This is a genomic window from Planctellipticum variicoloris (genome assembly GCF_030622045.1).
GTDB classification, from domain to species: domain Bacteria; phylum Planctomycetota; class Planctomycetia; order Planctomycetales; family Planctomycetaceae; genus Planctellipticum; species Planctellipticum variicoloris.
In genome coordinates this window covers 4,822,546-4,846,307 of the sequence record NZ_CP130886.1, presented here as the reverse complement: position 1 = coordinate 4,846,307, position 23,762 = coordinate 4,822,546, and the positions used below count along the sequence as shown (strand labels likewise).

Genomic DNA, 23,762 nt, shown 5'->3' with positions numbered 1-23,762 from the left:
GGGTAACTGGTCACGGAGGCGTTCTTCTTTTCACGGAGCACACGAATGCTGAAGGTCAACGTCGGACTCAGCCGGAAACTGTCCCGCGACTTCAATTCCACGGGATTCAGCCTGAATCTCGAAGGAGAAATCTGCGTCGGACTGGACGATCCCGAGACCATGGTCGAGAAGGTCAAGGAATTCTACGACCTGGCCGAAGAGGCTCTGAATCAGCAGATCGAACGGTACGAAGGGGAATCCGCCATCGGGAGCCGGGACGAGCGACGTTCAAACGGTTCCAACGGCCATTCCAATGGGCAGGCCGCGAAGGAACAACCGAGTGCTGCACCGTCGAATTCCCAGAACGGGAACGTTCACGGCCCCTCCAACGGGAATGGTCACTCTGCCAACGGTGATGCGGCGACGAACAAGCAGGTTCAGTACCTGCTCAACCTCGGGAAGCGGCAGGGGCTGACGCCGCCTCAACTGGAGGGCCGGATCGAGGGGCTTCTGGGCAAGAAGATCGGCGTCTACGACCTGACCAAGCGAGAGGCCGGGGACGTCATTGACGCGCTCAGCCAGAACGGGGCTCCGGTCACCAACGGCAACGGTCGCAATCGGATCAGCCGCTGAGGGAGACATCAATGGACCCTCAAGTCGCATGGGATGAGATGCTGGAGGCCATCCTCCAGCGAGACTGGGAACTGGCCGTCGAACGCGCCGAGGCTCTCCTCGAATGGATGAGAAATGGTGGTTTTCCGCCGGAGACCGCCAAGATCACCATGCGCAAGCGATGGAACCGTTCGATGGCAGAGTTTGGTTGCCTGATCGCTCTGCAGTTTGCCAGGCAAGTGCAGAGACGCCGGAATCAGAAGAGGAGAAATGACTAATCGCCCCCACTGGAGCTACAGCTCCATCAGCCAGTACCTCCGCTGCCCGCTCCAATACTACTTCCAGCGAGTGCTGGGACTGCCGAGTCGATCCATCGGCAGCGGTTTGGTTCTCGGTTCCGCCGTCCATGCAGGGTTGGCGGAGTACCACCGGCGGCTGAAGGAGCACGAATCCATCGACTCGGAGGCCATTCTGAAGGTCTTTCACGAGTGCTGGGGTGAGAAGGAAGCCGGTGAGACGGTCGTTTATCGGAATGGAGAATCCCGAGAAGACAACCGGGAGCAGGGCATCCAACTCCTGAAGCTCTATCTCGACGAGCCGCCACCCGATGGAATCATCGCCGTGGAGCAGCGAGTTCTGGTGCCGCTCTACAACAGCCGGGGGGAGTATCTGGAGATCCCCTTGGTCGCTATTGCAGACCTGATCACCGCCACGGAACAGGATCTGACGGTCCGAGAATTCAAAACCAGTGGTCGGGCCTACTCCGCGGCTGACGTGGAATCGTCCCTCCAGCCGACGTGTTACGTCCATGCTGTCCGGGAGACGTTCGGGCGAGATGCCAACGTCGAATACACGGTCCTGGTCAAAACCAAGACGCCGAAGGTTCAGCGGCTCAGGACCAGCCGCTACTCCGAGGACTGCGGCCGTCTGGGGGACGTCGTTCAGACCATTCAGCGGGCGGTCGACCTGGGGATCTTCTATCCGGTCGAGAGTCCGATGAACTGTGCCACCTGCCCCTATCGGCAGCACTGCCGAGCATGGGGACAACCGTCACGGGCGACGGAAATGCCGGAGTTGGACAAACTGGAAATCCCGCAGGAGGCGATGGCGTGCTCACTGAACTGAACGGCAAGAGCGGTTGTCTGTGTGAGCCGGCACGCAAAGGGGAGCTGCGATGCCCGTTGAACGTTCGCCCGACCAGCGAAGACGTGGTCACGGGGGAGATCTTCGGGGTCTTGAAGGTTCTCAACCCCCGCTGGTGGCTCCCCGACCTGCTCAACACGGCTCTGGGAGCCGAACGATTCCGTCGGCAGATCTTCCGGGATCTCCGAATCGAACTCTGGCAGAAACAGCGAACCTATCCCCGGCAGCATTTGAAGTGGGACGAAGGACAAACGGAGGTCGATGTCGTCATCACCTGGGAGAATCCGGCGACGACGGTCTTCATTGAGATGAAATACGGATCACCGTTGTCCTCCAAGACGGCCAACAATAATGGCTCCGGGGGATTCCCGTCCGACCAGCTCATCCGGAATGCCCGCATCGGCCTGCGGGAAAATGGCTGGTTCGAGGAGGATCTGCTGTTTGAAACCCCGCCGCGGGACTTCGTCCTGATCCTGCTGACGCCATCAACTGGCAACCCTTTGGTGCAGGAATACCGCGATCCTGACCGTCTCCGAGCGGCAATTCCCCACGGGGAGCGGCTGAAGCGGCTGCCGTGTCCCCTCTTCATCGGTGAGTTGAGTTACCGCCACGTGAGGGACCTCCTCCAGCAGCAGCGGAGATGGTTCACGCTGCCGGAACGGAAGCTCGTTGATGGGTTGAGTGAGTACATCGACTTCAAACTCAATTAGCCACGAATCCACAAATCGGCCTTCTCCATACGCCGCTCCGCTTCTCGATGGAGCCGCACGGTTCAATCAGGTTTTGTGGAGTTTCAACCGGAACGCCAGCCCGACAGTACGTCGGCTTACCGAACCGTCCTAGAAAACGACAACGCTCACCGAGGTAGGCCCCAACAGGCATGTTGATTCCGAACAAAGTCAAACCCACCCTCCCCATGCCGGACACGCACCGCCAAGGAACGGAGCTTGGTCGGTCAAGAGTTCGGCACGGAGCGGGACAGGTTTGCTTGGGTGGACCGGACGGCGCAACGGGAGTTCGTGTCGCATGGCGTCCACTAGATCCTATCGACCAGACTTCATCCGTCCTGCAGATTCAATTTCTACGAACTGCGTTTTGCGACGCCGCGGTCGCGGCAACGAATTGCGGTTTGGTTGGAGGAATTCGCTTGCCGTGACAGTCTCTCCGGGAAATCCGTAATTCGATCTCCAGCATCAACAAGCAGCGTGATGCGACAGACCATCTGATGCTTCCGAAAGCACTGAACAATACGGCATTGATCGTGTTTTGACTCATCAAACTTACGAGCGATGTCGATTGAAAACTGCGTATGAAAACCGGACATATTGCCCCAACGTCGTTGATTTCGCAATTAGACGGAGAGAACACGATGCTGCACTGCCGTCGATTGGCCGCCGGGCTGCTGCTGCTGTCTTTCGCGTCGCCTACGTGGTCACAGGACTGGGGCGCTGACATTTCGCGCGACGCGGAAAGCCTCTTTTCGTGGCGGGAAGAGGAATGGGAGTCGCCGGCCGTCGAACGAGATCGGCTGGTCACTGATCGACCGCATCTATGCGAAGCCACAAGCTTGGTCGGACTCGGGCGAGTCCAGTTGGAAACCGGCTATTCATTCTTCAATGACGGAAACGCCGGAACTCGGATGCAGACTCACTCGTTTCCCGAACCGCTGCTGCGTTGGGGAGTGTTTGCCGAATGGTTCGAGTTTCGGCTCGCCTACAATTACCTGTCAGAGGTCGCCAATCCCGATGCCGGTCCCACAACTCGCTTCTCCGGAAGCGATGATCTCCTGATCGCGGCTAAAGTGGCTCTGATCAAGCAGAGCGGCTGGTTGCCGGACTTCACAGTGTTTCCTCAGCTCCGAGTACCTACTGGCTCGCAGGGCATTACTGCGGGCGAGCCGCTGCCGGGGGTAAACCTTGCATACAGCTGGGCGGTGTCCGAACTGATCGAAATTGAATGCAACACCGTGCTCAATCGTCGTCAGGATGACGCCAATGCACTCTACCTGGAAGTCTTTCAGGCGGTGAACATCGAATACGACCTTGGCGAGCGATGGTTGCTATTCACGGAGTACGCGGCTTTTGTACCGTCAGGTAGCAACTCTTCCGTGTTCGAGCACTACTTTCACTACGGTGCACAGTACTACATAACTCCCAATATTCAATTCGACGTGCATTCTGCCGTTGGCCTCAATCGTGCCGCTGACAATCTCGCATTCACTGGAATCGGGTTATCTCTGCGACGGTGAGCGATGCGAGACATTATCAGAATCACCGCCACGGCCACGACGTCGGCGGCATCCGATCGTAGAATCGAGGGCTTTGGGAGCATGGACTTCGCGGTTTTGCCAATTCTCGCTGCCTTGCCGTCTCGACTTTCCAACATCGCCCTGCGCTGATCTCTCGCGAAATCACTCGAATGCGCCCGTAGCCGGACCGGTCAGCTTCCAAGTGAGCTGCGGCGGCCGTTTCGGCCGCTGGCTGGTCAGGTACCGGCATTCGAGCACCCGCACGTTCCTGGGGTGAATCATGATCTACGGATCGAGCCGGACTCGGTCACCGCCCCGCTCCTCATGCTCCTGATGCGTCTGCCGGTCCTTGCCGATTGAGGCTTGCCGTAAACCAATCTACCGGCATACTTCCGTGGACTAAACCTAAACCGCTCACACCCCAGACCTCGCAGGAGCCGGGATCCCAAGTTGATCAATGTCCCCATGATTCGTCAATCGAGTGGCGTCTTTGCCGCTAAAGCGGAAGAACAAGCCAGGATGGACTACGTATTCGCAGATCGTGCAGGTGATGAGGCCACCGAGAATCACAGTAGCGACTGGATAGAGAATCTCCTTGCCGGGTTGGTGGCCCCCTAACACCAGTGGCACTAGGCCGATACCGGCGGTCAGCGCCGTCATCAGCACCGGGGCCAGACGCTCCAGACTGCCGCGCAGCACCATTTGCTGCGTGAAACCTTCACCCTCCTCGCGCATCAGGTGCATGTAGTGGGAGACGAGCAGGATGCCATTCCGCGCCGCAATTCCCCCGAGCGAAATGAAACCGACCATGCTGGCCACAGTCAGCGTCTGGCCGGTCAACCACAGTGCGAATGCGCCGCCGACGAACGCTGTCGGGAGTGCGAACATGATTTGCAGGACGATGCGCGCAGACGGGAATAGCGTGTACAACACGAGGAACACGCCCCCGAGGGATACGAAGCTCAACAGCGTGATCGTGCGAGTCGCTTCCTGCTGGGCCTCGAATTGTCCGCCATACTGAACGAAGTATCCTTCGGGTAATTGGACCTTCGCCTCGACGGCCTTCTTGATATCCGCCACAACGCCGCCGAGGTCGCGGTCAGTGGTGTTGCAGCGAATCGTGATCCGCCGCCGGACATTCTCGCGGTTGATCGTGTTGGGGCCGCCCGATTCATAAATTCTCGCTACGGTGGACAATGGAATCCGTCCTCCCTGCGGAAGATTGAGCGACAACCGCTGAATCAAATCGAAATCAGTGCGGTATTGGTCCTCCAGACGAACCAGCAGGTCAAAGGTACGCTGCCCATCCAACACCGTCGAGACGACCCGCCCATTGAGGGCTGTCTCGATAAACTCGGTGACGTAACCGGCCGTCAATCCATACGCAGCCAGCTGTTCGCGATTGACGTCGATGCGCAGCTGGGGAATCAGTTGCTGCGGCTCCACAACCGGCGGTGCAAGTCCCTCAACCCCGGTAATGGCGGATTTGATCTCCTGCGCCTTACGTCGCAAGACGTCCAAGTCATCTCCGTAGACCTTGATCGCGATCTGCGCCGACACCCCGGACAACATGTGGCTGATCAGGTGCGCAAGCGGCTGCTCAGCTTCGTACTCAATTCCGGGAATCTGTTCCAACTCTTTTCGCAACGTCGCCAGAGTATCAACACGGGAGACGCCGCTGTGTGGATTCAACGTAACGATGTACTCGGTCATATTCACGCCTTCGGCGTGCTCGTCGAGTTCAGCACGACCGCTACGTCGAACCCACTGCATCACGAGCTGTTTCGGATGCTCATCGTCGACCATGTGACGGCGGAACGCCTTGTCCACCATGGCGCTGGCGCGATTTGAAGCTTCTAAAGATGCGCCCGGCGGCAAGACAACGTTGACTTGCGCGGCTCCCTCGTCGAACTGCGGCAAAAAGTCGGTTCCGAGTTGCGTGATGACGACGCCGCTCCCCAGTATTGCAGTCCCCACGGCCAGCAGGATCACAGTGAGTCCGAGCGGGTGCATGCTGGTACGGACAATGGGGGTCGCAATCGACTTCAAGAACCGCAGCAGCGGGCTGTCTTTCGAGCCGTGAGATTGCGCCGCTTTTCCCGACAGAAGCAAGCTTCCTAAGACGGGCGTCACAGTGAGCGAAACCAGCAACGACGCGAGGATGGAGACAATGTATGCAATTCCAAGCGGCACAAATAGTCGCCCTTCGACACCCGACAGAGCGAACAGCGGCACGAACACGAGAATCACCAGCATCGTACCGTAGACGATGGCTCCGCGAACTTCGAGGCTCGCTTCATAGATCACGACCAGCGCCGCACGAGGTGTGGCGAGGGCCGCATTCTGTCCCAGGCGTCGAAACACGTTTTCAATATCGACGATCGCGTCATCGACAAGTTCCCCCATCGCTACAGCAAGTCCACCCAAGGTCATGACGTTGATCGACATGCCGGTCCAGTAAAAGAACAAGCCTGTCAGGACGATCGACAATGGAATGGCGGTCAGCGTGATGAACGTCGTGCGGACGTTGAGCAAAAAGAGAAAGAGAATGATCAGGACCAGGATTGCCCCATCGCGAAGTGCCTCCAGAACATTCTCGATCCCGCGATCGATGAATTCTCGCTGCCGGTAGATCTCAGTCTCAATTACGATGTCGGACGGAAGTGCCTTCCTGACCTCTTCCAATGCAGTGACCACTTCTTCAGTTAATCGGCGCGTATCGCCTTGGGGCTGCTTGGCGATTGTCAGCACAACGGCGGGATGGCCGTTCACCGAACTGTCGCCGCGCTTAATCTGGGCTCCTTCGCGAATCTTTGCTACATCGCGTAGCAGCACGGCCCTGCCCGCTCTTGACTTCACGACCGATTCCTCCAGATCGGCCACCGACTGGATGCGTCCCACTCCACGGACAAGGAATTCCATTGATCCCTGTTCGACATACCCTCCAGTCGCGTTCTGATTGCTCTCTCGCAGGGCGCTTTCGACGTCTTGAAGCGTGACTTCGAAGGCCGTCAGTTGTTCGGGGTCCACCAGCACCTGGAACTGCTTGCGTCCACCACCCATCGTGATCACCTGTGCCACGCCGGGAATTGTCAACAAGCGAGGTCGAACGACCCAATCGGCAAGTGTGCGGACTTCCAATGGGGGAGTCTTTCCCTCTTTGCTGTACATGCCCACCATCACGATTTGCCCCATGATGGAGCTGATCGGTGCAAGTTCCGGCTTAACGCCTGGTGGCATGCGACTGCTGACTGTGGCGAGCCGCTCGTTAACTGTTTGGCGGGCAACATAGATGTCGGTGTTCCAGCCGAACTCAACGTAGATTACGGACAGGCCGATGCCGGACGAACTCCGAACGGCCTGCACACCTGTCGCACCGTTGAACGCGGTTTCCATCGGAAACGTGACCAGGGTCTCCACTTCTTCCGGCGACAGGCCGGGGCATTCGGTCATCACCGTGACGCGGGGCCGCGTGAGATTGGGAAAGATGTCGATCGGCAGACCGATCATGGTCCGTGTACCGAGACCCAGGGCGATGATTGCCAGACTGACAACCAGCAACCGATGGTGCAACGAAAAGCGAATGAGCCAGTTCATGAAAGAGCCAATCCTTTGGGCGTCAGTTTCCAGCTTCGACTGCAGTCGAACTGCGCAGAACCCGCAGTCCGTTCATAACCACCAGCAGTGAAGCTCCTGCGTCAGCCGCAATCGCCCCCCACATTGATGACCAACCTAGAATCGTGAGCGTAGCGAACAACACTTTGATTCCCAGCGAAAACGCAATGTTCTGGCGGATGACGGAAAGCGTGTGCCGGGCATGCCGAAACAACCACGGCAGCCGCGTGAGATCGTCGGACATCAGCGCCACGTCGGCCGTTTCAATCGCGGCGTCACTTCCGATGGCGCCCATCGCGATCCCCAACGTGGCACGGGCTAGTGCGGGGGCATCGTTCACACCATCGCCAATCATGGCCACCGTTCCGTAGCGGACGAGCAGGCGTTCAACGGCCGCGACCTTTTGGGCCGGGAGCAATTCGGCCTCAAAGTCATCGACCCCCACTTGGCGGGCGATAGCCTCGGCAGTACCGAGATTGTCGCCCGTCAGCATGACGATGGACGCTACGCCGGCCCTTCTCAGAGACTGCAGAACTTCCACCGTACCCGGACGAACCGTGTCGGCGAGTCCGATCATGCCGCAGACGTGCTGTTCGTTGCCGACCACGACTACGCTGCAGCCAGCATCGGACAACGCTTCAAGTTGCGAGTGAACATCCGGCGTCTCTTGCCCACGTTCTTCCAGCCAGCGATGCGAGCCGAGCCAGAACAATCGGCCGTCCCAGCGTCCTTCAGTTCCTTTGCCGGGGATCGCCCGTGCATCTCTGGCCGGTTCGAAGGGCAACCCCAGTTGATGGACGTGTTCGATAATTGCTTGTGCCAATGGATGCAGGCTGCCGGCTTCCAGAGATGCGGCGCGTGTGAGCAATTCAACTTTGGAATGTCCGTTCAGCGGTAAGACTTGAACAACTTTGGGACGTCCGACGGTTAATGTGCCGGTTTTGTCGAGCGCCAGCGCCTTGATATGGGCGGCCTGCTCCAACTGTGCTCCACCTTTCACCAGCACGCCTTGTCGAGCTGCGGCCGCTAAGCCGGCGACGATGGTGACGGGGGTGGAGATCACCAGAGCGCAGGGGCAGGCTATCACCAGTAAAACCAGCGATCGATATGCCCATAGGGAAACGGGCTGATCTAAGACGAGCGGGGGCAGAAACGCTACGAGGATCGCCGCTACGAACATCAGGGGGGTATAGACGCGAGCAAATCGTTCGACCCACTGTTCGGAGGGGGCTCGCTGCGACTGGGCTTCGGTGACAAGATGAATAATGCGGGCGAGCGTTGTGGAGTCCGCCGTCTTTGAGGAGCGCGCTGTCAGCTGACCATCCCCGTTGATGGTCCCGGCAAATACAGAATCTCCCGGCTGCTTGGACACGGGAACGCTTTCGCCAGTGATCGGAGCCTGATTCACGTCACTGCGGCCCGTCGTCACTTCACCATCCAGGGGGAACTTTTCGCCCGGCTTGACGACGAATAACGCTCCGACAGGAATCTCAGCGGCAGGGAGCGAATGCTCGCGGCCCGCATCATCGACCGTGCGAACGACGGATGGCGACAACTCCATGAGGGCGGCAACCGCTCGCCGGGCGCGACTGACGCTCCAAGTCTCCAGCGCCAGTGAGACCGAAAATAAGAACGTAACTGTCGCAGCCTCTAACCAGTCTCCCAGCAGCACGGCTCCACACACTGCGACGGTCATCAGCAGATTCATGTCGGGACTCAGGCGACGCAGCGCGGCCCATGCCCGCGGCGCAATGGGCCAGCCGCCGATCCCGATCGACGCGAGACACAATGACCGGAAAATCCAGAGTTCGGCAAGTGCGGGAGTGTGCCCTTCGATGCGGTACGACCACATCTGAAGCGCGAATGCCGCCAACCAGAGCACGCCGCAGATTCCGGTGAGCGCCGTTCGCGTTCCCAACCACGGCGTATCGGGCGGATTCGGAGACAGTGAGTAGTCTCGCCACGGTTCAGCACGCAGCCCCGTCCGTTTGATCGCTGCGAGAATCGCATCCACCGCGATACCGTTTACGGCGTGAATGGTCAATTTCCGATTGAGAAAATCAAATGCCAAGGTCTCCTCGCCGACGAGCGGAGCTAGTTCTCGGCGCAGTAAGTTGGCCTCTTCGGCGCAGTCCATGCCATCGACGCGGAATGACTGCATTGATTGCTGACTTGAGATGGGCACGATACCAGCTTTCACTCACGCCAAATGTGCTTACAACTCAACGAAGGGCGCAGTCGCCCCCCGCGGGCCGTACATTATGAGGAGCACGCCAACTAGCGCAATCGCCCCTCCGGCCACGTCCCACAAATCGGGACGATTGCCGTCACACCACCAACCCCAAAGCAAAGAGAGCGCGATAAAGAAGCCGCCGTAAACCGCGTAGATGCGGCCAAAATGACTGACTTGAAACGTAGGAATCACGCCGTACAGCAGCAGCATGACACTACCGAGCAACGCCCAGCTCCAGGGCTTGCCTTCTCGCAAAGTCTGCCAGACGAGCCAGCCGCCACCGATCTCGAAGACTCCAGCGACGATAAACAGCGCAAGGCCCCAGAGAATTTGCACGGATTCGTCTCCTCGACGAGACTTAGTGATTGTGTCCCGCATGCGGATCGACGCCTGACCCCTGCTGTTTCTTCAGTGCCAGATTGATCTGATACGCCTGATTCATCGCGATCTCGTCACCCATGAAGACGCTGCCATCGCTGCGGAGCACCACGAACCGCGGATCGCGGTGCTCGACGACGACCGGCACGCGTTCCAGGAGTTCGCCGTTGGCGCGGAAGACGTACACGTCTGGCCCTTCGCTAACGACGGCCTCCGCAGGCAACACGATCTGGTCGGTCAGCTTCTGCACGGGGAGCAGCAGCCGCACCTTCTGACCTGGCTTAAACCGCCACGAACGGTAGATCACTCCGTTGTCCGCCTCCGCGTCGCGGATGACTTCGTTCTTGAGCGGGACGAAGAACCGCAGCGTACGTGTGGCCGCGTCGAGCGAATTCTCGACGTAGCGGATATGCAGTCCCTCCCGCAATTCTGCGGTGTCGGATTCGCCTTCAAACAGTGCCGTGAGCGGAAGCTGCTGTTGGACGGCGAGGGTGATCAGCCGGCTGTCTCGCTCAAATGCGCGGCCTTCGAGATACAGTTCCGTGTGCAGTCCCAGATCGCACAACTCGTCACCGGGCTGTACGAGCTTGCCGGGAAAAATGTCGATGTTTTCGACAGTAAACACAGTGTCTGCGGCTGCAGACTCTACCTGTTCCGGGACTCCCACAAAGCCGGTCGGGACGATCGACGGATGGTCATGGCCTTCCTCATTCGAAGGGGGCTTCGGTGCTCCGCCGGGAACGTGAATCGTGAAATCGCGGAGCAACGTTTTATGCTCAACCATCTCAGTGACTTGATAGGGTGTCAGTCCGCGAACCAGCAATTCCTGGATCTGCACCAGTTTGCGAGAGTCGAGCCGCTTGCGTTCGTATTCCCTTTCTATTTTGGTACGAGCGGGAACCGAACCGCCGTCCACGAGAGGCGTAAGCCGCCTAAGTTCCGCATCAACCAGCTCGATGTCTTGCAGCGTCTTCAGTAACTCGGCCTGCGCGGTAGTCAGCAATTCACCCGTCGGTCGAATGTCCAGCAAGGGGTCGCCGGGCTTTACGGCCTGGCCAGGGAAAGCGTGCACCTTGACCACGACGCCGGCCAATGATGTCGTGATGCGGCGTTCGCTGTGTCCCGGCTGCTCCACGACCACGCCGGGAATGACGAGATTCTTTGTATAGTTCGTCAACTCGACCGGGCCAAGCTTCAATCCGAGATTCGCCCGCGCCTGTTCCGAAAGTGGGACGTTGTTTTGATTGCCCTCCGCCCCATGCCCTTCTTCAGCACCGTGGTCGTGGCCCGCATGGTCGTCATGTTCCGCCTCGGCCGGAGCTGCGGACAGTTTCGCGTTCAACAACGGAAGCCAGCGGTCGCGGGTGGCGGTAGTCGCTCCGGCAGCGAGTCCCGTCAATACGGCGAACGCTCCGAGCGTCAGCAGTCGTTTGGGCAGGCGCATGATCGTGGATCTTTGACGAGATGTCTGTTGTGTGGATCGCAGCCTCGCGACGGCCGCGGGCAGGAATCACTCGTTTACTGGCAGGCTCCCAGGACCACCCGGCGCGACGAGCGACCGTCGACACCGGGCAGAACCAGGCGCGTCAATCAGCGACCGCAGAGTTTAGTGCTTGTGGTCGTGTTTCAACTCGAATTTGGCGCTGTACGCCTTGCCTTTGATCTTTACGGCCAACCGTGCGTCATTGTTCTTATGGTGGAGATCATGCACCAGCTCTTCGTTCTTTACCTGAAAAGCCGACGCCATTCCCGTTGGATCAGTCTTGAGGCGGACCGCCGGCAGCTTGAACTGCTCGGGCTTTCCGTCATGCTTGAGATTGATCAGCGCTTCCTTGGCGTCGATCGGCACCATAGCCTTGGCCGCAGCGTCGAGCACATAGAGCGTCAGCGTGTTGGTCTTTTCGTTGAGCATGACCTCGATGTGATACTCCTCGTCACCCAGCTCCAAGAGTGATCCGCCATGCGGTCCCTTTTCGGGGTGAGCGTGTTCGGCGGCCGGCGGAGCCGACCAGACGTACGATACCATCGCGAGGGAAAAGATGGCTCCGACCAGCGCGAGATCCATATCGCACCACCGAGCCCACTTAAATCCAGCCATGAGAGAGTCCTTTCGTTGCGAGAATCTGGACGCCGACAAATGCGTCCAGGCGGGCGTCAAGAGTGTCGACGCCACGGAGTTGTCCGCTCAAGCGGACCACACGATCCGCCGGGGTGGAAGGAACCGCCAACCGTCATCCCAAAACGGCCAGCGTAGAGAATCGCGCAAGCGAGACCGACTCGGGGTCCGTCATGCGACAGAGCGCAGCTCGCAGGCGAAAGAGGGCCTGAGCGCGACTAGATGACCCACACGCCCAACACGGCGCGCTGGCGCCGTGGAGCTGGCGGTCGAACTGAATAACCAGCGATTGCAGCAAACGACTTGCAAAGACGCTGATCGACAGCAGCTTCCAATCGTGGAAGAACTGCCTGGCTCAAACTCAAATCCAGCAGGAGTGAGTCCGCATCGCCCTGTGCCAGATAGAACAGGTGCGTGGCAACACACAGATGATGCGAGGTGCCGTCACGAGCGGGAAACGAACTTTCGTGGTCGTGGTCGCCGTGATTCTCGCAGGCCGACTTCGCTTCCTGCGCTTCGACTGATTCTTCGCATGACTCGCAGCTTTCGGCGCAGCAAGTGAATTGCTGCGGCACGAAGCAAATTAACGCCAGAACTGTGAACCAGGTTCGCACGGAGCATCCCTTAATGATCTAAACAATTATCGTCACATCCGTTCCGGGGTCAAGTGCGAATCTTGCCGCAATTCGCATCTGTGAAAGGCATTGCAGCGAGAATACCACTGCGGGTCAGCCGCTGCTGCACAGGCTGTGCGGGAGCCGCCTCGCTTCGCCATTCGAGATCCTCCTTGCCGAATTCCTCGGCGCGAAGACTCTCATTTCTTCTGGTCTATTTCCACCAAAGCAGGCCAGAGACAGACAGGAATGTCTGTCCTACCGGAAGAGAATTCCTCTGAAAAGGTGGCCCAGACATTCCTGTCTGGGCGTTTCGCTGGAATTGTTCAACTCGCTGCTATGGCCGACGACGCAGCAATCCTATTGTTTCCTTGCGTCGAACTGAACAAAAAAAGGCGCTGTCTTACGGGGATCGGCTCAGTGAAACAGTTTAATTCGCAGTTCCCGCGCGAGACTCGGATCGTAACCGACGGAATTCGTTGCGACAACGACTGTCAGTGATTCCAACATTCACCTACCGTCCAATCTGGGCCGCTGGCAGCAGTTGCTTGGCAGCCCGATCCTGGACTTCCTGCAGCAGAGCACGTTGCCGTGAACCGCCGCCGCCTTGCGTTTGAATGGCAGAGCCGATCGCCGCCGGGTTCAGCCCCCCCGTCAATTGCAAACCTGCGATCTCCACCGCGACCTTCTGCGCTTCCGTGACGGCTTCGATTCTCGCGATTTGACTTTGGGCAAACGCCTCCTGAGCGAACAGTACATCGCGGAAGCCGACTTCCCCGCCTTTGTAAGCCGCCATCGTGAGTTTCAGGTTCTCTTCTGAGGCCGGCAGGATAGACTTCGTCAACGTTTCGGCTTGTACGCGGCTGGATTTGTAGCGTCGGAAGGAATCCGCCAACTGGTCGCGAAGGACGAGTTGTACGCGGGCGACGTCCGCTTGATCCACGCGGACATCGGCCATAGCCTTGTCGATGTTGCCTTGGTTGCGGTTGAAGATCGGCAGCGGCAACGCGACGAGCGTGCTCGCCGTAGTGGACTGCGTCACGCGATCATAGTCGGCCACGACTTGCACAGTCACATTCGGAATCGCCTGTGCCTCTGACTGCCGTAATGCGGCCCATCCGTGATCCAACTCCGATTCAGCAGATTTCAATTGCGGACTTTCCGCCAACAGTTGCTGCCATTGAGATTCCAGATCGAGATCCGGAATCTCGTCGTTACCTGGTTCTGATAGTGTTGTCACGGGGAGCGAGGGTACGCCGGCCATCGTCGCCAGTTGCTCCCACGCGGCCTCCAGACGATGATTGGCCTCCGCCAACGTGATACGGGACGAATTCACTAGAACTTGGGCTTGAAGCACATCCGTCTTCGGCACGGATTTTCCGAGAAACTGCTTCTCGGCCGTCGACAGACTTTCTTCGGAAAGGCTCACGAGCTGACGATTGACGGCAACGGCCTTCTGCGCCCCCAGGACTTCGTAGTATCGGATTCGCAAATCGTTGATAACTCGCATCCGCTGGGCTTCCTGGTCCCACTGCAACCGCTTGACCTCCTGAGAATCCGCGGCCTGCGACAGCGGGATTTTCTTGGCAGTCACGAATTCTTGACTGAGGAACACGCCGTTGGACTGCTTCGGCGCCGATTGATTCGCCGAAGTGTTCAAATAGCCGATTTGCGGATTGGGATACAACCCCGACTGACGATACGCCCCCCATTCCTGATCGACAGCCGCGCCGGCCTGAGACAAGGTCGGATTGTTCTGCAGGGCGAGCGATTCCAGTTCTGCGAGCGTTAAGACCACCGATCCAGAATTGTGCTCCAGCGAGAGTTCGCCGGAACCAGCCTCGGTCGGTGCTGGCACGAGCGGCGGCTCCTCACTGCTCGTCAACTGAATCTCGCCAGCCTCAGTGTTCAGCGACTTGTTCTTCACACTCAATCGCGAGGTGTCCGACTCGCCAACACCCGCTCGCGCGTCTGACCGTCGCGGTTCTGATTTGCCGATGCGAATGGCCGATGTCTGCGCGCAACCGGCCGACAAAGCAACGACGTACAGCGACAATAATCCAGCAAGAATTCGATGCCCCACGATGTCGCCCTCCCTGGCGGATCACATAGAAACGGGAAACTTGGTTTGGTTGTAGCTGCTCGCCGGTCGTTGACTCCGCTGCGGGCGTCGAACATTCCTTCGAACGACGCCCGCTCGCAAGAGAGTCACTCAGCCTTCAGGCGTCGGCGGCTGCTTGCCGTTCTTAGCTTCATGCTGGGCCGCGAACTTGGCCTGCAGTTCGGGATGACACTTGAAGCACTGCGATTCGGGCCGGTCATGCTCCTTGCACCAGTCCCCTTTCTTCTGGAATTCGGCCGCCAGCTTGCTGTTGCACTGACCGCAGACTTCTTCGGGGACGCCGTGCTCATTGCACCACCAGCCATCGTGGCTATGACCGGCCTCCTTCTTGTCATGGTCATGGCCATCACCTTCGTGGTGCTCATCGCCGTCCTCGTGGCCGGGATGGTCAGCATGATCCGTTTTTGCGACTTGCGGTGGAGAGGGATTCTGGCCGCAGCCGACGAGGCCGTAGCTGGCGGCGATCAGGCAGGTCAGCAGCAGATTCTTCTTCATCAGACTCATGGACGCGTTCCTTCTTGAGGGGGGGCGGAAACCAGTGATCGGAGACTATGCAGCATTTTTGGCATTAGGATCAGTAGCCTCAATGACTTCGCCGTTGCTCAAACAAAGGCGACGAACCGCCCTTCCGGCCGCGGCTGGGTCGTGAGTCACCATGACAATCGTGCGGCCTTCACGCACGAAGTTGTCAAACATCGAGAGCACGGCTTCGCGGCTATCGGGGTCGAGGTTTCCGGTCGGCTCGTCGGCGAGAATCAAGCGTGGGTTGTTGGCCAGCGTGCGAGCGAGGGCGACCCGCTGTTGCTGGCCAGTGCTCAGTTCGCTCGGTTTATGATCGATGCGGTTGCCGAGCCCTACTTGCTCCAAGAGCGCGACGGCTCGGTCGCGTTGCTCAGCTTTGCCGACACCGTGCAGGAACAGTGGGACTTGGACGTTCTCCAATGCCGTGAGGTACGGCACGAGATTGAACGTCTGAAACACGAAGCCGATTCGCTCTCTCCGACGTCGTGTCCGTTCTGCGATCGGCAGGTCGTACAGCGACTCGCCCTCGAAGAGGACTTTGCCGCTGTCGGGCGACAGCATGCCGCCGAGCATCGACAGCAGTGTTGTCTTGCCACTGCCGCTGGGACCGACGACCGCCACGTACTCGCCAAGCCCGATGTCGAGCGACCCGGCTTTGAATGCGACAACCTCTTGGCGCCGCCGGCGGTAGACCTTGGTGATGTCTTGAAGATGGAACATGACGCTAGACCTCCTGGAAGCAGAAGCACGGATCGAGCTTAGCTGCTGAACGAGCCGGCCACAGCGCGGCCAGTGTTGTGATGATGAGTGCCGCTCCGGTGGCAAGTATGATCAAGTCCGGCAGCGGTTTCACGACGACCCCGGCCCATCGCGCGCCGAGTACCATCGCCACGGTCAGGCCGAGCACACTGCCGCCAGCCGCTCCGATGATTCCGAGCACCCATGCTTTCAACAGGAACATGCGGGTGACGAGACTTGGCGTGGCGCCGAGCGCCATCAGTGTGCCGATTTCACGGCGACGTTCGCGCACGTTCGACGAAATCGTGCTCGCGACGCTGGCTCCTCCGACGATCACCAGAATGCCCAAAACGTACAGTGACATTTGGCCCATCAGGCGATTGATTCCCACTTGTGTCGAGACGACCTGTGAAATGGTTACGACCTTCGCATCAGGCAGCAGTTCAGCCAGCTTGGAGACGAGTCCACCGGCTGCGTCCTCACAGCAGCCCATGACTTCAATCGCGTTGACGACTTCGCCCGCGCTCGTCAGTCGTTGGACCGTGTGCAAGTGTGCGAAGACGCGCGAGTCATCGACCGTGCCGGTGCGCGGCAGCACGGCTAGCACTTGCAGCTTTTCGCCGAGTAGTTCGACCGATTGGCCCGGCTTCAACCCGGAGAACTCGGCGACGTCGGCTCCGATGACCGCCTCATTACCCTTCAACTTGTCGATGGTCCGTTCGCTGGCAAGCAATTCGGGCGCGGCGTCATACGTCTTCGGCCCGCATGAGGCTTTCTTGCAGCCTTCATGCTTGTTGCTGAACAGCGACACCGATTGCCACGCCGCCTTCGCTTGAAACTCACTTTGCGGCAGGATACCGGTCAGCGTCACGTCGCGGTTCGCGACCTTCGCACTCACGCACAGTTTGGGCGAAAGGCGCTCAACGCCCGGCAGATTTTCCAACAGGATGCTGGAAACATGCGATTCCGGCAGCGTCCGCTCGGTGAGGTCGGCTGAGTAGTAGTCCTGCAACGTCGCGTCCTTGGGCAGAACGAGCATGTTCGCACCGAGCGATTGCAGTTGCTGCCCAACTTCGCGCTCCGAGAACACGGTGACGTGACGAATCGCGACCAGCGCCATCACGCCAAGTAAGATGGTGAGCGTGCTGGTAAGCATAGCCGAAGGCCGCTCCGCCAGTTCGCGCCAAACGAGGGTTCTGAGGTTCATGGGTTCTTCCTTGAAGGAATCGGGAGCACGCTATCCGTGCGCTCTGCGATCAGTTTCTTCGAGTGCTTGAAGATGGAGTCGCCGTCCGTTGCGCGGGAGCGTGTTGATGATGTTTGCAGTTCGGGTCGTCGCAACACTTGCCAGCCTTGGCGAGGGCGGCGGCGATCTCGTCCTTTGACGCGCCTGCATCGAATTTGCCCACCATCACACCGGGGGGAGCCAACAGGACCGTGTGTGTGGCTTTGGCCTTCGAGTCGATCTGCATCTGTCCGACAAATTTGCCTTCTCGCGGATCATCTGCCGACATGCTGGCGGTAACGATGCGGCCTTTGAAGTGGGGGTCGCCTTGGAAATCCTTGATCGCGACAGGGGCCGGAGCTTTCGCCAAACCTTGCACGGTTACTAGAACGAGTTTGTTCTCTTGCAGGTTCTTCATCGCAAACATCATCGTTGGCGTGACGAACGCCTCGCTCAGTGTCTCGGCCGTGACCTTCTGGGCAAACATGCCGGTCATGGCTCCGTTGGGTGCGAGAGCGATGATCATTGGCATCGGAGCGCGGCTCACATCGTACTTGGCGACCAGGGCCTGATCGCCTGGATTGCCAACCTGAACATAGGCCGCGACGACCTGCTCAGACTTGCCAGCCACGGCGTCTTTCAGGGTCGTGGCCATCGCGTTCGACGCGGCGTCTTTCTGTTTGTAGAACATCAAGAACGTGTACTTGCCGTCCTGGGCCGCTTGATCAATCATAGCCTGCGCCCCTGTAGCCGGAGGCTGCTTGGGTTGTTGGGCCAATGCAGACCCGCTCAGATTTGCGCCAGCCATCGCCAGCAAAGTCACCCACAGAAATCCATGTCTCATTCGTCGTTCCTCCAGACAGAAAAGGGTGGTTCCTTCGATCCCGCCAGCACCAGATCGGCGGGGGTTTCTTCGCGAGTCTCCTGGCGATGCTCTCGTCGAGCCGCAGGAGTGTTGAAGATCAGATACAGCACGCGGAGCACGAGCAGTGACATGATCATGGCTCCGATGACTCCGCCAATGACGACAGTCGCTAGCGGACGTTGCACTTCCGCCCCCACGCCGTCACCGAATGCCATCGGCAGAAAGCCGAGACTGGCGACCAGCGTCGTCATGAGCACCGGTCGAAGGCGTGTAATTGCCGCCTGCGTGACCGCCTCATCGAGCGGTAGACCTCTGTTCCGAAGCTGCCGGACGTACGAGACGAGGATCATGTCGTCGAGCACTGCCACTCCCGACATGGCAATGAAGCCGACACCCGCCGAGATGGAGAACGGCATGTCCCGCAGCCAGAGTGCGAAAATCCCGCCGACCCACGCAAACGGGATGCCGGTAAAGACCCGCAGCGCATCCACGATGCTGTGGTACGTCATGTAGAGCAGGGCGAAGATCAGAGTCAGAGCCAGCGGCACGACAATCATCAGCCGGGTCTGCGCCCGCTGGAGATTCTCGAACTGTCCGCCGTACTCGACGCGGTAGCGGGCCGACGGCAACGCCACCTTCTCGGCAATCTTCTGCTGAGCCTCAGCGACAAAACTTCCCAGGTCGCGCCCGCGGACGTTGGCGGTGATCGTGATCCGCCGCTGCCCCCATTCGCGAGTAATCGTGGACGGCCCTTCTACGATCTCGACCGAAGCGAGCCGGGACAGGGGAATCCGCTCTCCGGCGGGAGTGGAAATCAGCATCTCGCCGATCGACCGCGGACTGTCCCGGAACTCTTCCGGCAGTCGGACGATCAACGGAAACCGCAGCTGCCCCTCGACAACCTCGCCGACCGACTTGCTGCCGATCGATTCCACCAGTTCGAGCACGTCCTGAGCGGTCACGCCGTACCGGGCAATCTGGTCCTGTTTCACCTTGATCTGCAGCATCGGCTGACCGGTGACCTGCTCGACGGCGACATCGGCCGCGCCATCGATCGAGTTCAACACTCGTTCAATCTCCTGTCCCTTGCTGACCAGGACATCGAAATCATCGCCAAACAGCTTCACTCCCAGATCGGCACGGACGCCGGAGACCATTTCGTTGATGCGCATTTCGATCGGCTGCGAATAGGCCAGACGCTGTCCCGGCATGTCCCGCAGGGCCTTGTCGATGAGCTGTGTCAGTTCCGCCTGCGTCGCCGCCTTCTTCCACTCGGAACGCGGCTTGAGCGTAATGAACGTGTCCGTCAGCTCGACCCCCATCGGGTCAGTGGCCACCTCGGCGGTCCCCACACGACTCCAGACGTTCTCCACTTCGTCCGGAAAACTCGCCAGGATGACCTTCTCCATTTCCGTGTTGTAACGAACGGACTCGCTCAGGTCGGTTCCGGCCAATCGGACGACGCCGATCGCAATGGCGCCCTCGGACAGTCGCGGGACGAATTCGGAGCCCAGATTAGGGGCGATCATTCCGAAGGCCAGAATCAGGACACTGGCTGCAAAGCCCATCACCGCCAGCTTGTGATGCATCGCAAACCGAAGAATCGGAGCGTGGATTGCGTGAGCAATCCGCATCAGGAATGGCTCCTGCTCTGCAATTCGCTTAGGCAACAGCAGGCTCGCCAGGACCGGCATCAGGGTCAGCGACAGGATCATCGAACCGATGAGAGCGAAGATCACCGTCAGCGCCATCGGCCGGAACATCTTGCCTTCGATCCCTTCGAGGGTCAGGATCGGCAGGTAGACGATCATGATGATCAGTTCGCCGAACATTGTCGGTTTGCGGACTTCGACGGCGGCGTCGCGGATAATCGCCAGGCGCGTCTTGCCGCTGTTCGAGTCCTGCGCCAGGTGCCGCACGCAGTTTTCGATCATCACCACCGAGCTGTCGACCACGAGTCCGAAGTCAATCGCCCCCAGACTCAGCAGGCTGGCTGAAATTCCAAAGCGGTACATCCCGGTGAACGCAAAGAGCATCGAGAGCGGAATGGCCAGCGCCACGATCGCAGCGGCCCGCAGGTTGCCGAGGAAGGCGAAGAGCACGGCGATGACGAGCAATCCTCCCTCGAACAGATTCTTCCGCACCGTATCGATCACGTAATCCACGAGCTGGGTCCGGTCGTAGACCGGCTGGATCTGCACATTCGGCGGCAGGCTGGCTTCCAGTGACTTCAGCTTGTTTTTCATCGCCCAGGTGACCTGATGGCTGTTCTCGCCCATCAGCATGAATCCCAGGCCCAGGACCACTTCGCCTCGGCCGTTGGCCGTCACGGCACCTCTACGGATCTCGTGTCCAATTACGACATCTCCAACATCGGCAACCTTGATCGGCACCCCGTCTTTCGCGGTGATCACGATCTGCCGGATTTCGTCAAGATTCGTCGTCCGACCCAGTCCCTGCACGAGCAGCATGCCGCTGGGCTGGCTGATGTTGCCGCCGCCGACGTTGACATTGTTCTTCTGGACGGCCTCGATCACCTGATCGAACGTCAGGCCGTGCTTGATGAGCCGATCGGGATTGAGGCGGATCTGGTACTGCTTGACGTAGCCGCCCCAGCTGTTGATCTCTGCAGTCCCCGGGACCGTCCGCATCGGGGGCTTGATGACCCAGTCGTGGATCGTACGCAGCTCCGTGACGTCAGTCCCCTGGCCCGTCACCACATAGTGAAAGACCTCCCCCAGTCCCGTGGCCACCGGACCCATTCGGGGGCGTTCAATTCCCTGGACGATTTCTACAGAGCCGAGCCGCTCGTTGATGAGCTGGCGGGCGAAGTAGATGTCGATCCCGTCGTCGAAGATCACGACGACCTGGGACATGCCGAATTTGGAGATCGAACGGAGCTGCTGGAGTCCCGGCAAGCCGCTGATGGCCTGCTCGATCGGGAAGGTGATCTGCCGCTCGACCTCTTCCGGACTGAGGGCCGGCGCGGTCGTATTGATCTGCACTTGCACCGGCGTCGTGTCCGGGAAGGCGTCGATGTCGAGGTGCTGCAGCGCGAAGACGCCGGCTACGCCGGCAGCCAGTACGCCGAGGATCACCAGCACGCGGTTGTGCAGGGAGAAGTCGATGATGCGATTGAGAAAGTCCATTTTCGCTCAACATCCCTTCGCGTTAGTGCTCGTGACAACCACAACCTGCGCCGAGATTGCTGCGAAGGAGTTGAGCGAGCAGAACATTGCTGCCTTTTGACGCGATGACCTCACCGGGAAGCGCGCCCGCCAGGAGTTCGACGTAGTGACCGTCGCTCGCGCCGAGGCGAACCTGCCGGACGTGGAAGAACTTCGGCGAGTCGTCGTCGAAGTAGTTCTTGTCCCGGACGAACACGAAGTGCGCGTCCGAGGTGGACTGGACCGCGTCGCGCGGGACGACGATGGCATTCGGCTCCTCGCGGAGCACGATGCGTCCTGCACCGAACGTCTTGTCGCGTAATGTCCCGTCCTCGTTGGCGATGACGATCCGGGCTTTCAAGGTACGGGTCTGGGGGTCGACGGCGGAACTGATCCACGAGATTGTGCCGCTGACCGGTTGCTCGCCATTGTCGGTTTGAAACCGGACAGGCAAGCCCATGCGGATGTACCTGGCGTCTTCTTCGCGAACATTGAGCATGAGCCACATTCGGCGCGGATCACTGACAGTGAAGAGCAATTGGGAGGCATCGACGACCTCGCCGGCCAGCACGTCCGACGCGACTACGGTTCCGTCGTAGGGCGCAACGACTGGGATCAAGTTCGCAGTCCTTGCTCCCACCGGCAGCGAGGCGAGCAACGACTTTGGAACTCCGAGGTCGCGGAGCTGATTGGCAAGCGTCTGCGGCGTCTCGGATTCAAGTTCCTCCGGTAACTCGAACCCCAGATTCGCCAGCACCTGGCGGGCGGAAATCACCGCCACTTCCGCCTCTCGCAGGGCGGCTTCCGCTTCGATCAGCGTTCGCTGCGGTACTGCCCCGCTGCCGGCAAGTGGTCGCAGACGTTCGACGGTGGCGTTCCGCGTCTGAAGCTGTACGATCGCCTGCAGCAACTGTGACTTGGCCTGTCCGACCTGCGATGCGTCGACCACAGCCAAGACATCACCAGCGTGAACCGCATCGCCCACCGTCTTCAGGACGGCGGCCACAGTTCCGGGAACCTTCGTCGAAAGATGCGCAACACGCGTCGGGTCGAATTGCAGCTCTCCGTTGGCCGTCACTGCGTCCAGCATCGGACGCTCCTGGACCACGTCCACGTCGACACCGGCCTTCGCGACACTTTCCGACGACGAAAACTGGACACGGCTGGAGTGCATCGTATTGCGGCTGTTGTTTTCCGGCCGGGCCATCACCGCGATCGCCTGCACCGTGTCATACTTCGGCAGCTGCGGCTCCCCGCGAACCTGGGCAAGTTCGGGATGGTGAATCACGCACTCGGCGACGCCATGTTCCTGACAGAAGCCGAAGGGCTTTCCCCTGGGGAGCAGGTCGGCACGACATTCAATGCACGACGACTCAGGAACCAGGTGCTCGGCACACCAGTCGTCGGCGGGAACTGCAACGGTTCCCGCCAGCGCGGATAACTTCGGCAGCTTCCAGCCTGTGTGATGGCCCACAAACATCACGCCGCCGAGCAGCGAGAACACCACCAGGTTGGGAATGGCGTTGAGCGCCGCCATCCACCAGCGTCGGTGGGGACGTTTGGCGAGGGAGTGCGTGTCGACGGGCTGTGGCATGGCCACCGGACGCGCCGGGGCCGGACTTGTCACGGACATACAGTCTCTCCCGAGTTCGTTGGGTGAGCGGAGACCGGCCAGATCACGAAGGGTCTCTTCGCGCAGGCAGGGTCGTCGAGACGGCGAGGACACGTCGGCCAAGCAGGTCTTTGAAATCGACCATCAGCTCAGGACGGCAATGCCGAGGAGAGAGGCTGCGATCAGCAGCGCATGACGACCGTCGAAACAACGGTCAAATGAAAGTCCGGAACGGCGGGCGGTCCGCTCGACGGACTGCTCAACACAGGCGACGCGGAAACTTCGTAAGCGGAACACTCAGCAGACAGCCCGGCAACAATTTGAACCAGACGCTCCGGGTCGCTGGCGGACGAAGACCGAGCGACTGACGTCGGCTGCCCGGCCGGGACCATCACCGCAACGTGGATGCACCCGCAGGGATCATCGACGAGACGTTCCTCACGGCCGTTGTCCGAGGGCAGGTCGGCGTGTTGGTGCTCGCAGCACGATTCCGCACATCTGTCGTCGGCATTCTCACATTCTTGCGAGCGACACGCGACCTGCGACTCATCAGCATGTTCGTGACAGCAGGTG

18 protein-coding genes are annotated in these 23,762 nt (G+C 59.6%); 5 read left to right on the top strand and 13 right to left on the bottom strand.

The window, feature by feature from the left end:
• Window positions 1–45: 45 nt before the first annotated feature.
• The 5 genes from SH412_RS18840 (at window position 46) to SH412_RS18820 (ending at window position 3,982) form a co-directional block, all read left to right on the top strand.
• Window positions 46–612: a hypothetical protein gene (locus SH412_RS18840; protein WP_336519558.1), complete on the top strand. Its 567-nt coding sequence runs from the start codon at window positions 46–48 to the stop codon at window positions 610–612.
• Between the two features lie 11 nt (window positions 613–623).
• Window positions 624–869, top strand: coding sequence for a hypothetical protein (locus SH412_RS18835; protein ID WP_336519557.1), 246 nt, complete (start codon window positions 624–626; stop codon window positions 867–869).
• Complete coding sequence (locus SH412_RS18830; protein WP_336519556.1) at window positions 862–1,716, top strand: RecB family exonuclease; 855 nt, start codon at window positions 862–864, stop codon at window positions 1,714–1,716. The genes SH412_RS18835 and SH412_RS18830 overlap by 8 nt, the downstream gene beginning before the upstream one ends.
• Entirely contained in the window at window positions 1,701–2,444 is a 744-nt protein-coding gene (locus tag SH412_RS18825; protein WP_336519555.1) for a hypothetical protein, read from the top strand. The genes SH412_RS18830 and SH412_RS18825 overlap by 16 nt, the downstream gene beginning before the upstream one ends.
• A gap of 599 nt (window positions 2,445–3,043) precedes the next feature.
• Entirely contained in the window at window positions 3,044–3,982 is a 939-nt protein-coding gene (locus SH412_RS18820; RefSeq protein WP_336519554.1) for a transporter, read from the top strand.
• A 414-nt stretch (window positions 3,983–4,396) separates the two neighbouring features.
• On the opposite strand, the gene SH412_RS18815 is transcribed toward SH412_RS18820, so the two are convergent.
• The 13 genes from SH412_RS18815 to SH412_RS18755 form a co-directional block, all read right to left on the bottom strand.
• A complete protein-coding gene (locus SH412_RS18815; RefSeq protein ID WP_336519553.1) occupies window positions 4,397–7,579 on the bottom strand; it encodes an efflux RND transporter permease subunit in 3,183 nt (1,060 codons plus the stop codon).
• A 22-nt stretch (window positions 7,580–7,601) separates the two neighbouring features.
• Window positions 7,602–9,782, bottom strand: coding sequence for a heavy metal translocating P-type ATPase (locus tag SH412_RS18810; protein WP_336519552.1), 2,181 nt, complete (start codon window positions 9,780–9,782; stop codon window positions 7,602–7,604).
• Between the two features lie 30 nt (window positions 9,783–9,812).
• Window positions 9,813–10,166 (bottom strand): YnfA family protein, encoded by a 354-nt coding sequence (locus SH412_RS18805; protein WP_336519551.1) that lies wholly within the window; start codon window positions 10,164–10,166, stop codon window positions 9,813–9,815.
• A gap of 22 nt (window positions 10,167–10,188) precedes the next feature.
• The gene (locus tag SH412_RS18800; RefSeq protein WP_336519550.1) at window positions 10,189–11,652 is read right to left on the bottom strand and encodes an efflux RND transporter periplasmic adaptor subunit; all 1,464 of its coding nucleotides are present in this window, start codon (window positions 11,650–11,652) and stop codon (window positions 10,189–10,191) included.
• 162 nt (window positions 11,653–11,814) lie between these two features.
• Window positions 11,815–12,306, bottom strand: a complete 492-nt coding sequence (locus tag SH412_RS18795) for a hypothetical protein (RefSeq protein ID WP_336519549.1) — start codon at window positions 12,304–12,306, stop codon at window positions 11,815–11,817.
• Between the two features lie 236 nt (window positions 12,307–12,542).
• Window positions 12,543–12,938, bottom strand: a complete 396-nt coding sequence (locus tag SH412_RS18790; protein ID WP_336519548.1) for a hypothetical protein — start codon at window positions 12,936–12,938, stop codon at window positions 12,543–12,545.
• A 514-nt stretch (window positions 12,939–13,452) separates the two neighbouring features.
• Window positions 13,453–15,021, bottom strand: coding sequence for a TolC family protein (locus SH412_RS18785; RefSeq protein ID WP_336519547.1), 1,569 nt, complete (start codon window positions 15,019–15,021; stop codon window positions 13,453–13,455).
• Between the two features lie 129 nt (window positions 15,022–15,150).
• A complete protein-coding gene (locus SH412_RS18780) occupies window positions 15,151–15,564 on the bottom strand; it encodes a hypothetical protein (protein WP_336519546.1) in 414 nt (137 codons plus the stop codon).
• A 45-nt stretch (window positions 15,565–15,609) separates the two neighbouring features.
• Window positions 15,610–16,302: an ABC transporter ATP-binding protein gene (locus tag SH412_RS18775; protein WP_336519545.1), complete on the bottom strand. Its 693-nt coding sequence runs from the start codon at window positions 16,300–16,302 to the stop codon at window positions 15,610–15,612.
• Window positions 16,303–16,306: 4 nt separating this feature from the next.
• Entirely contained in the window at window positions 16,307–17,527 is a 1,221-nt protein-coding gene (locus tag SH412_RS18770) for an ABC transporter permease (RefSeq protein WP_336519544.1), read from the bottom strand.
• Between the two features lie 49 nt (window positions 17,528–17,576).
• Window positions 17,577–18,389, bottom strand: coding sequence for a hypothetical protein (locus tag SH412_RS18765; RefSeq protein ID WP_336519543.1), 813 nt, complete (start codon window positions 18,387–18,389; stop codon window positions 17,577–17,579).
• The gene (locus SH412_RS18760; RefSeq protein ID WP_336519542.1) at window positions 18,386–21,559 is read right to left on the bottom strand and encodes an efflux RND transporter permease subunit; all 3,174 of its coding nucleotides are present in this window, start codon (window positions 21,557–21,559) and stop codon (window positions 18,386–18,388) included. Before SH412_RS18760 ends, SH412_RS18765 begins: the two co-directional genes overlap by 4 nt.
• A 22-nt stretch (window positions 21,560–21,581) precedes the next feature.
• Window positions 21,582–23,210: an efflux RND transporter periplasmic adaptor subunit gene (locus SH412_RS18755; RefSeq protein WP_336519541.1), complete on the bottom strand. Its 1,629-nt coding sequence runs from the start codon at window positions 23,208–23,210 to the stop codon at window positions 21,582–21,584.
• Window positions 23,211–23,762 lie beyond the last annotated feature (552 nt).

What these genes read in the sequence shown, in the direction of transcription:
- SH412_RS18840 (WP_336519558.1), top strand. Translation starts at nt 46, where the DNA reads ATGCTGAAGGTCAACGTCGGACTCAGCCGGAAACTGTCCCGCGACTTC.
- SH412_RS18835 (WP_336519557.1), top strand. Translation starts at nt 624, where the DNA reads ATGGACCCTCAAGTCGCATGGGATGAGATGCTGGAGGCCATCCTCCAG.
- SH412_RS18830 (WP_336519556.1), top strand. Translation starts at nt 862, where the DNA reads ATGACTAATCGCCCCCACTGGAGCTACAGCTCCATCAGCCAGTACCTC.
- SH412_RS18820 (WP_336519554.1), top strand. Translation starts at nt 3,044, where the DNA reads ATGAAAACCGGACATATTGCCCCAACGTCGTTGATTTCGCAATTAGAC.
- SH412_RS18815 (WP_336519553.1), bottom strand. Translation starts at nt 7,579, where the DNA reads ATGAACTGGCTCATTCGCTTTTCGTTGCACCATCGGTTGCTGGTTGTC.
- SH412_RS18800 (WP_336519550.1), bottom strand. Translation starts at nt 11,652, where the DNA reads ATGCGCCTGCCCAAACGACTGCTGACGCTCGGAGCGTTCGCCGTATTG.
- SH412_RS18795 (WP_336519549.1), bottom strand. Translation starts at nt 12,306, where the DNA reads ATGGCTGGATTTAAGTGGGCTCGGTGGTGCGATATGGATCTCGCGCTG.
- SH412_RS18780 (WP_336519546.1), bottom strand. Translation starts at nt 15,564, where the DNA reads ATGAGTCTGATGAAGAAGAATCTGCTGCTGACCTGCCTGATCGCCGCC.
- SH412_RS18775 (WP_336519545.1), bottom strand. Translation starts at nt 16,302, where the DNA reads ATGTTCCATCTTCAAGACATCACCAAGGTCTACCGCCGGCGGCGCCAA.
- SH412_RS18770 (WP_336519544.1), bottom strand. Translation starts at nt 17,527, where the DNA reads ATGAACCTCAGAACCCTCGTTTGGCGCGAACTGGCGGAGCGGCCTTCG.
- SH412_RS18765 (WP_336519543.1), bottom strand. Translation starts at nt 18,389, where the DNA reads ATGAGACATGGATTTCTGTGGGTGACTTTGCTGGCGATGGCTGGCGCA.
- SH412_RS18760 (WP_336519542.1), bottom strand. Translation starts at nt 21,559, where the DNA reads ATGGACTTTCTCAATCGCATCATCGACTTCTCCCTGCACAACCGCGTG.
- SH412_RS18755 (WP_336519541.1), bottom strand. Translation starts at nt 23,210, where the DNA reads ATGTCCGTGACAAGTCCGGCCCCGGCGCGTCCGGTGGCCATGCCACAG.